This is a genomic window from Thalassotalea sp. ND16A (assembly GCF_000764205.1).
GTDB lineage: Bacteria > Pseudomonadota > Gammaproteobacteria > Enterobacterales > Alteromonadaceae > Thalassotalea_A.
In genome coordinates, this window is the sequence record NZ_JQDZ01000106.1 from 1 (window position 1) to 8983 (window position 8983).

Sequence of the window (8983 nt, forward strand, 5' to 3'; positions counted from 1 at the left end):
CAGTCGAAATCTACGCTGCTGGAGATAACGGCTCTGCGCTTGCTACTTAGCAAATGCAACCAGTATCGTTGAATGCAGAAATAACCTAAAGCCTGATGATCAGGTTTGTGTAAGTGTTTTAGAACGGTATATAAGCAAACGTAACATCACTAAAATCAACACCGTTCAAACTTACTTTCTTTGCCTTGGTTTGATATCCCCTTGAGGGGCCTTCATCTCCCCAACCGCCGATTGGAAATGAGTAACCCTTTTGTAGATCAAGCATCTTAACTTTGTTGCTGTCTTCCAAAACACTAAATGTAGCCCCCGTATCAAGTAAAAACTTAAAGCCATTAATGTCATTAATTGAAACTTCCACAAAGGGCTTTACACCAATATAATGGGTTATTAAATCAGCTTGCGTTTGATTACCTGTCCATACAGGAACAATATTATCATTGGCATTTCTAACACGAAGTATATTTGCATAACCGCAACCAGTTAAGCTCAACAGTGTTAATGTGATTATAAAAACTTGTGCATATTTCATTACTTTTCTCTCTTAACATCTTACAACTAATGTGACGACTAAATGATTAGTCAATATCAGCAAAAGAAAGTAAACGTAACATGTCAATAGACTTGCCTAGCTCCCATTGCATGGCATAAACAATAGTGTGCACAGCGAATAAAATTCTATCAAATGATTGTTCTTCATTGGCTAACATCGATGTTATTTTTGCTTTAGCTTGTTGAATTCCTTCGTCTTCGTAGGTTGTTATGATACTGATAGTATTTTCTTCAGCAGTGATCTGACGTTTAACCGGGAGATACCCTAATTGTGCAATCATAGATTCTGCGACTGACCATACAGACCAGGGATTTTGCCCTGTGATTAAATTGCCATCCTGAACCGTGTTATCCAAATACACATGACCCGCATCAAAGTTTGCCCCTTGCTCAATTAATTTATTTTGCAATAAGAACGGAAATACTTCTTTTGCATCAGGAATTAATAACAGCTCTTCATCGTTGGTAAAACTGGCCACTGTTTTATTGGCTAATAAAGCGGTGCCATCATCCAGAGTGACATTGACCAATGCTGCCGGCCCATGACAAACAGCCCCAATCACCTTGCCCGATTGATAATAATCACTCACTAATGACTTGATTGCTACGTTGTCTGGAAAATCAAACATCGCGCCCTTGCCACCGACGAAATAAACGGCCTGATACTCCCTGGTATCAACCTCAGCCATGGCGATGCTATTATCGACTTTTGTCTGCGCGAGAGTATCATTCAAAAAAGCAAAATCGAACTTACCCATATCATCGTCATCTAGCACCACTGGCGGTTTACCGCCTTTCGGGCTAGCAATATCAACCTCAAAACCGTTGGCTTCAAAAACATAATAGGCGCGAGCCAATTCGGTTAATTCATAGCCGGTATCTTTGCCACTAGCGCCCATAATGTCGATACTGGTAACCACGGCAAGTACTTTTCCACGGTGTTCTTTTACTCCTTGTGATAGATAAACAAGGTCTTGCGGCTTGGTAATGGTAAGATCTTTGTGATTAGGGTCAAAGGGGATAAGACTCCGCAGCCAGAAGACAAAAGCCACGAGTAAAATAATCAAACTGAAAAAGCTGATCAAGGTGATTTTGATTCGTGGATATTTATTTAGCATGAACTGTTCCTCGTTAATTTTAAAACGAGTTTAACTATCAACATGTGAAATCATTGTGAAATAGTTGTGACCAATCGATTTACTGCTGTTATGTGTCGTTTATTGTATGGGCTGACCTTGATATACGTAATCTGAAAAGTTATCTAAGGAGATTTCGTTGATTTCGGTGAAGTAAGCAAAGCTACCTTTCATCTTCATTTCATTTTGCTTAACCAGTACTGCTCCATTAATATTTAAAAAAGTAAACGTTAGGGCGAAGTCGGTAATATTGGCAGTAAACATCGGCGAAAATTCTGCGTTGTTCCAAATCGATATTTTTTCAATAAATTGCTGCTCTTTTTGATAGACTAATTTACCTTGTAGCTTACCAATTGAATCCTTCCCCAGTTTCTCCCAATAAACGTTAAATGCCATAATTATATGCTTATCGTCTGTGGACACTAAAGACAGACTTTTTTGATTAATTAGCTCACGTAACGTGAGTTTTATATTACCTTCTTGCTTCCTTGTGTTGCTTTGCTCTTGTTTCTTTTTAGCAAAATTCTTAATTTGTTTTTTTGTCGGTAGTTGGCCATTAATTTGTTTAAGCAGCCATCGTTCACTTGTTTGTGGGGAATGTTGCTCAATACTGCTTGATATGTCACCTTCCTCGTCTTCATAGCGAGAAATTTTATACGACCAAAGCGCTCTCTCTGTATGTTCAACTTTTATAATCGCGCGATTGATTTTTTCCTTGAGCGCTACCAGTTCCTCGGTAGTATTCTGAGCGGCAATGACGTTAAAAACTGCGCCAATGCAGATCAGAAATAAGTAATACTTCTTCATGTTTTTGCCTTTTGGGGTATTAAAATTAAACTGTATTCGTTTTTATGTGAAATAAAGGTGAAAAAGATTCAATTGCGGCAGGAATGTAACGCCCAAATTTCAGAAGAAAGCATCAACTAAAACGAAAGTCTTTGAGTAATGAAGGTTTGTTGTGGGAACAGAGAGAAAAGAAGCAGCTTAGTCGTTAAAAACTAAGCTGTAGAAGCCTTGCGATCTTTAGCGGCGGCGTTCACGGTGAAGTTGTGATTCACACAAGCTTTTGTATTGATAACGCCCCTTCTCCAGTGAAGCATGTCGGTGCGTTGTTTTTGCATCTCTTTACAAGTCACCACTTCAGGCGGGATTTGAAAATACGATGTTGTTGGGTGAATTAATCCGTTGCAGTATTAACGGCCAGCTTCTGCTGATTGTTAACAGTGCTTTCCAATAACTCATCCATAATTTTCATTGCGAACCTGATAAACTTTCTGCCCCCACTGGATGTCAGCATTACCACACCAACACCATATTCTGGAGAAAACCGATACTCACTAGCAAAGCCATCAAGATCACCACCATGGTAAAGCACAGTTTCAGCATGCATAGGGAATTCAGGCGTTACCTCAATCATGCCCAGACCATAACTGAACCCTGGATATGTTTCACCATCCTGGGTAAATTCGGTATCATATTTTATTTGAGTGGAAACCAGCGCTGAGGTTACGCCGCTGTTGTTATATTTGTTGTATGCTGCTATTTGTAGCTCCATAAGGTGAGCAAAATCATCAATCGTTGAATAAACACCACCGTGGGGGGTAAGCAATCCCATATCCCAGGGCTGAGTGGCAACTTGTCGATTGTCCTTCCTGTAAGGTGTTGCCAGAACCGTGTTTTTTTGGTTATCGGATAAATTAACCAAAGTGTCGGCAAGCTCGTATTTATCCGTAATATAATGTTTAACTAATTGAGCGTAACTTTTATTGGTTATTTTGCTCAGCACATAGCCAAGCACGGCATAATTAAAGTTTGAATATCGCCATTTCTCATCTGGTGCAAATCTTAATTCGATTGTGCTCAATGCTTCCAATAACATTTCTTCACTGTAGCCACCTAACATTGCATCGCCATCGATGCGGGTGACATTGTTAGGATAGGTAGGTAAACCAGAACGATGCACCATTAGATGCTCTATCGTTAATGCTTCAAACTCAGCAAGTGAGGCTTTCGGAAATACCCCTGGCAAATGGTCAACGACCCGATCCGAAAGGTTCAACTTACCTTCTTTAATCAGCTCTAAAGTGATAATGCTGGTTAATGGTTTTGAATGCGAACCGATTTGAAACATTGTCTTTGAATTGATTGGTTGCTTATTTTTTCTATCAAGTACCCCTTGCCCTGAAGTAAACACAACTTTTCCGTTTTGAATAATACCTATGGCTAATGCAGGGATATCTTCTTTTGCCATAAATTGTTGCACTTGTTGTTCGATTTTTAGCTTATCGACCAGAGTATCCTGAGCGAATACCGAGGGGACAAGTAGTGAACAAAGAAAAACTGGAATTATTTTTTTGTATAAGGTTATTTTTATCATAATTTAATTTTCTGCCATAGGCTTGATTTCAGTTGCCTTAATATTAATGCAGTGAAGGTTTCGAATCTGCTAGTTATCGCTGAACTGCGTGTTGATATGGATGAAAAGAAGAAATATACGATAAACACTTTTACCGCTTACCTTATACTTCCTTAATAACATGGCAGCCAAGAGAGTTTATCAAGGGTTGAACCGAAATTTTTCACTGTATATTCAACAATTAGGGGGGCTCTAACGTACTCATGAATAGCAAGATAATTGTTGGCTAGAATGGTTAGAAACGAAAATAGCCAACAGCTTGTTGTCGATACTTTTTAACTTATAGGGCAAGTAAATGTAATTTAATGTGAAATTAAAGTTTTTACCTAGTCCTTTGTTATGCGGATAATGTTATTCAATTATAAGGAAGCGAGTTTTTGGGTATCCGTATTAGTCGGATTTTTTGCTTCTTTGCTTGCCACCACTACATACTTTTTTAGCAATATTACTGCCAGTAGATTTAATCTTTTTACAGTTCGAAGCATTAGATTTTTTTGTTAATTGGGTTCCTTCCTCGGCTCCATTATTGCCAGCGCAAGCGCTTAGGATAACTGCCGCGGCGACACAAATAATAATTTTTTTCATTTGCTTATATATTCCTTTAAGTTCATTTTTTGGTAATTCATATCAAACTGTTGCTTTTATCTCGCGACAATTGAGGAATGAGTTCTTTTCCTTTCTTGCGCTGGACAAAAGTGAGTTCTTTATAATTGATATGAGATTAAAACCATATCCTTGATATGATGCGATCATTATGCATTTATTCACCATCAATATCAATCACTTAGATACACCCCTGAATAGTGACAATTTTAGATTAGGAAAGTGTTTAGTGCTGCCTGAGCATAATAAACTGAGATTGTATGTAGAAGAATTCAAAATTAGCCCCCAAATGATGCAAGCCTTGTGTTTCTTAACAGCGCATCCGCAGGAGTAGCTTAATCTATATACCGTAATGGTTTCATTTAGAAACGTCCGACTGCGCTGTTCCTGCATATTTGGTCGCCATAAGTTTCTTACAAGCCGCTATAGGGTGAATCACCGCTTTGGTGATTTTACCATGCTGATGTTTGACCAGAGGTTGGTTGATATAGCCATCAAACTTTCGTGACTTCCACTGAGGCAATAAGGCGGAGTTTATGGATAAATTGGCAATTAATCCTGTGGATTTCTGAGATTTTACCTTGTTTTTATTATTGCCATTACCGTTATCGGTAGTCAAATTATTGGTAAAGCTTTTCTCGCGACTCGCAGCAACGATGCAAATTCTATTTTCAGCAGCGCGAGATAACAAACCATACTCAACCTCGCACGGCTCTTGAATATCAAAAGGTACCAGTAACAAGTGGATGTCATTTAAAGCCGCAACCTTTACTATTTCAGGTATGTTAGCGTCATCGGCTGTTAGCATAGCAATGTTAATGTTCCCTTGCTCTAACGGCAATTCTATAATGTTTAAATCATCACCTAGTGCAGTCCACCGATATCTGCGACAAAAATGCAATTGCTGTTGTGTTGCAAATAAACCATGTTCGCTTATTAGCACCGCCTGATGCATTCCCTCAATAACGACACTAGTGCATACGTATTGAAAAGGCCTCAGCACTGAGCTGACTTGATTAATTAGCTGCTCGCTCAAGCATGCTATCTGCACTATTTGTTCAGCATTATTGGTAATTGTTTTATCTGCGATAAAAAATAATTCCGGTAATTGAATGATGTCACTGAGGTTGTTTTCAATGTAATGACAAACATCTTCGATGGCTTGTTCGTTAGACTTGTATGTTGCAAATATCGCGACATTGGCAGTTTCTGGTACCTTACTATTATGATCAAATGCCTGTTCATGCTGGGGTGCTTGCTTCACCGGCAGTGTTTGCTCTCGATAAAGCTCGGGACGCCGCTGTTTAATTAGTTCAGTGCCATCAGGGCGGAATTTATTGCTGGACTCGGCCAAGTCTATATCGGCAAAAACAAAACCTTCTTCATGGTTAGTTATCTTTGCGAGCACCTTGCCATCGGGAGAAACTATTTGGCTTTGACCAACGCCAACAAGAAATTCTTGAGGAACAAAACTTTGCGCAGAAAAAATTGCACTTTGTTCTTGTGGTATGAGCGAGCCAACTTTATTTGCCGCAGCTATAAACACTTTATTTTCGCACGCTCGCGCAGGACCATGTAAATTACTTTGATCTAATGCGAATGAATTTATCGGGTTACACAATAATTGCGCACCACTTAAGGCTAATCCACGCGATGTTTCAAAGGTAATACCATCGCTACCGGTCAAAAGTCCGAGTTTTCCAAAGGGCGTTGTTACCACTTCAGCAACTTTGCTCGCGCAAATAAAAAAATCATTTTCATGCCCCGTCAACGCTTGTCTATCCACTTGCTGAATGAGGTCTCCAAGCGGTGAAAATAAACATGAGGTCACACTAATATTGGATTTAATCGAGCCGTCTTGGTGATCGCGTAAAAGGTCTCGCCGTAAAGTTACATTGAGCACAATATAGCAGTCATGTTTTTTCGCTAGCTCCGCTATATGTTGTAAAAAAGGACCATTAGTCGGTAAGGCTTCATTCCATGCCTGATTATGATCGGCGTACCACGACTGCGTATTACAAAATTCAGGAAGAACGATTAGAGAAGGCTCGCACCCTGCCGCCTCATTTATCATACGAATACAGGTTGCTAGATTTTCTTGAACATTTAAGGATGTGGCAAACTGAGAAACGGCTACTCGCATGATTTATATATTTTCCATGTAACTAATGATTGTTTGAATTTAGCATTGTGAAAGCATTACGCTTTATCGATTAGATTATGACATTAAAAAGCAATCGGTGAGGCTATTTTAGTGTATTTTGTCTACTTTTAGTAAAGCTGGCTTTAAATTAATACATTATATGTAGCCGCATTATTCGCATGAATGAATTAAACGGCCAAATAATGAAGTTACTCATACCATATTACCAATTTATGGCCAACAATCTTCGGCTAAAGTTTTCAATACAAATGAAGTGACCCCTTCTGTATTATTTAGTTGAGTCGGCAATTGGCACATGAGCCCATCAACAATTTAACGCAATGTAATAAAAGACTCTAGTGAACCAACAGCAGCCGTTGGCAACATCAATATCCTAGTCAATTAATGTAAAAGTTAGGAGGAAGGATCAAAAAAGCTAGCTGCTTAATATAATAAAAGTTGATAGTAGGATAAATATTCATTTTCTTTTTTATACAATCAAAATTTATCTAGTAACTGTTTAAATAAACTGATAATTTATTCCCATCATTAAATTATAAAAGGCAAAAAGGACGCTTTTTCAAGTGCGTTTTACGAACTAATAAATTGTTAGGGCTACTTTGACAATTCGGCCTCGCGTACATACAATGTACATATGATTAAATTCGAATGGAATGCAGCCAAAGCTGCAACAAATATCAAAAAACACGGTGTTTCTTTTGATGAAGCTAAGTCCGTATTTTTTGATGAATTTGCTGTGCAGTTCTTTGATCAAGAGAACTCCGAAACAGAAGACCGATTTTTGATGCTTGGTATGAGTAATGAAACAAATTTATTACTTGTTTGTCACTGCGAACGTGATGATGGAAATACTATAAGAGTAATTTCAGCTAGAAAAGCAACAAAGAACGAAAGTGAAAATTATCAGCGAGGACATTAATTATGAAAGATGAATATGATTTATCAGCAATGAAATCGCGTAAAAACCCTTACGCGAGCAAATTAAAAAAGTCTGTGACTATGCGTCTTGGTGAAGATGTTATTTCATACTTTAAAAGTATGGCAGAAGAGTCTGGGGTTCCGTACCAAAGTCTTATTAATTTATATTTACGTGATTGTGTAGCTACACACAAAAAAATTGATATCAACTGGCATGCGTAATCGCAGCCCTAACACATATGAGCCTTTTCCCGTCAACAGGCAATAGAAGTTTTTTTAGCTGCCGCTAGGCAGCTAATTGTTAAATCAATAAACAAACTTGTTTACTTCGCACTGTCAGACAGTTGTTAAATTACTTACAGCAAACACATATTGAGGCTCTCTTATCGTGATCTCATCACTGCCTGTTTCGTCAGTCCATTGGTTGAACAGGGGCACTAGACATTCATCGGTTAACCTTAATCTGGCACTACTCAAGATAATGATTCAACCCACAGAGGGTGTTCAGTTAGTTTCAGGCTCAGCTAAGGTGTAAGCAATTTTGTTTATTGCATTAATGCGCACCCATAAGGCGTCTAATCAAGTTGTCTGGCTTGTACTTCTGGTATAAGAGTCGTCATATACTGATAAACGATTCTTCGGATACTCCAACCATCCAGTTAGGCGTTCAGCTCACCTTGTGGTGCGACTTATCTGGCTAAAAACTTGTCATCATCAAATACCGTTTTATTTTTTAACATGTAATACACGCAACGGCCCAATTTGTGGGCTAACGCCGATAATGCTTTGGCTTTGCTCATGCGTTTTTGTAATTTGTTTAAATAGCGCCTCGCTTTATCATTGCCCCGAAGATACAGTACCGCCGATTCACTAAATGCCCACTTTAAATGACCATTGCCAATTTTATTGCCGGACGTTCCATAAGTTTTACCTGCCGATTCAGCTTTGCACTTAATTAACCGACAATAAGAAGCAAATTTTTGAACCGATTCGAATCGTTCTATATCACCAATTTCATACAAAATCGTCAGCGCCAAGATTTGGCCAATGCCTGGTACTGTCCTCAATATAGCAAGGTACCCGGGGTTATGTTGTCGAGCTTTGCTTTCTATGAAGGATTCTAATTGCTTTAATTCTTTTTGATAGCAATCGAGCAGGGCTAAATCAAAATCGACATTGCGTTGCACTACAGAGTCT

Annotated in this window: 9 protein-coding genes; 2 read left to right on the top strand and 7 right to left on the bottom strand. The window is 38.7% G+C overall.

All coding sequences use genetic code 11. The annotated features are described in order from the left end of the window. Window positions 1–118: 118 nt before the first annotated feature. From ND16A_RS04160 to ND16A_RS04135, 6 genes are all read right to left on the bottom strand, one after another. A complete protein-coding gene (locus tag ND16A_RS04160) occupies window positions 119–529 on the bottom strand; it encodes a retropepsin-like aspartic protease (RefSeq protein WP_033078684.1) in 411 nt (136 codons plus the stop codon). Window positions 530–575: 46 nt separating this feature from the next. Then, window positions 576–1667 (bottom strand): type 1 glutamine amidotransferase domain-containing protein, encoded by a 1092-nt coding sequence (locus tag ND16A_RS04155; protein WP_033078685.1) that lies wholly within the window; start codon window positions 1665–1667, stop codon window positions 576–578. A 99-nt stretch (window positions 1668–1766) separates the two neighbouring features. Then, the gene (locus tag ND16A_RS04150) at window positions 1767–2492 is read right to left on the bottom strand and encodes a hypothetical protein (protein WP_033078686.1); all 726 of its coding nucleotides are present in this window, start codon (window positions 2490–2492) and stop codon (window positions 1767–1769) included. A 370-nt stretch (window positions 2493–2862) separates the two neighbouring features. Then, window positions 2863–4062, bottom strand: a complete 1200-nt coding sequence (locus tag ND16A_RS04145; protein ID WP_033078687.1) for a serine hydrolase domain-containing protein — start codon at window positions 4060–4062, stop codon at window positions 2863–2865. A gap of 429 nt (window positions 4063–4491) precedes the next feature. Beyond that, a complete protein-coding gene (locus ND16A_RS04140; protein ID WP_033078688.1) occupies window positions 4492–4686 on the bottom strand; it encodes a hypothetical protein in 195 nt (64 codons plus the stop codon). Window positions 4687–5062: 376 nt separating this feature from the next. Further along, window positions 5063–6847, bottom strand: coding sequence for a nitrilase-related carbon-nitrogen hydrolase (locus tag ND16A_RS04135; protein ID WP_052073251.1), 1785 nt, complete (start codon window positions 6845–6847; stop codon window positions 5063–5065). A gap of 655 nt (window positions 6848–7502) precedes the next feature. Here ND16A_RS04135 and ND16A_RS04130 point away from each other — a divergent pair. Both ND16A_RS04130 and ND16A_RS04125 read left to right on the top strand, forming a co-directional pair. After that, a complete protein-coding gene (locus tag ND16A_RS04130; RefSeq protein WP_033078689.1) occupies window positions 7503–7787 on the top strand; it encodes a BrnT family toxin in 285 nt (94 codons plus the stop codon). 2 nt (window positions 7788–7789) lie between these two features. After that, window positions 7790–8008, top strand: a complete 219-nt coding sequence (locus ND16A_RS04125; protein WP_033078690.1) for a CopG family antitoxin — start codon at window positions 7790–7792, stop codon at window positions 8006–8008. 467 nt (window positions 8009–8475) lie between these two features. Here ND16A_RS04125 and ND16A_RS04120 read toward each other — a convergent pair. Next, window positions 8476–8983, bottom strand: a 508-nt coding sequence (locus ND16A_RS04120) for an IS110 family transposase (RefSeq protein WP_033078692.1), incomplete at its 5' end; no start/stop codon positions are given.

Excerpts from the sequence above, each read along its gene's own strand:
- ND16A_RS04155 (WP_033078685.1), bottom strand. The coding sequence starts at position 1,667 with ATGCTAAATAAATATCCACGAATCAAAATCACCTTGATCAGCTTTTTC.
- ND16A_RS04160 (WP_033078684.1), bottom strand. The coding sequence starts at position 529 with ATGAAATATGCACAAGTTTTTATAATCACATTAACACTGTTGAGCTTA.
- ND16A_RS04135 (WP_052073251.1), bottom strand. The coding sequence starts at position 6,847 with ATGCGAGTAGCCGTTTCTCAGTTTGCCACATCCTTAAATGTTCAAGAA.
- ND16A_RS04140 (WP_033078688.1), bottom strand. The coding sequence starts at position 4,686 with ATGAAAAAAATTATTATTTGTGTCGCCGCGGCAGTTATCCTAAGCGCT.
- ND16A_RS04125 (WP_033078690.1), top strand. The coding sequence starts at position 7,790 with ATGAAAGATGAATATGATTTATCAGCAATGAAATCGCGTAAAAACCCT.
- ND16A_RS04130 (WP_033078689.1), top strand. The coding sequence starts at position 7,503 with ATGATTAAATTCGAATGGAATGCAGCCAAAGCTGCAACAAATATCAAA.
- ND16A_RS04150 (WP_033078686.1), bottom strand. The coding sequence starts at position 2,492 with ATGAAGAAGTATTACTTATTTCTGATCTGCATTGGCGCAGTTTTTAAC.
- ND16A_RS04145 (WP_033078687.1), bottom strand. The coding sequence starts at position 4,062 with ATGATAAAAATAACCTTATACAAAAAAATAATTCCAGTTTTTCTTTGT.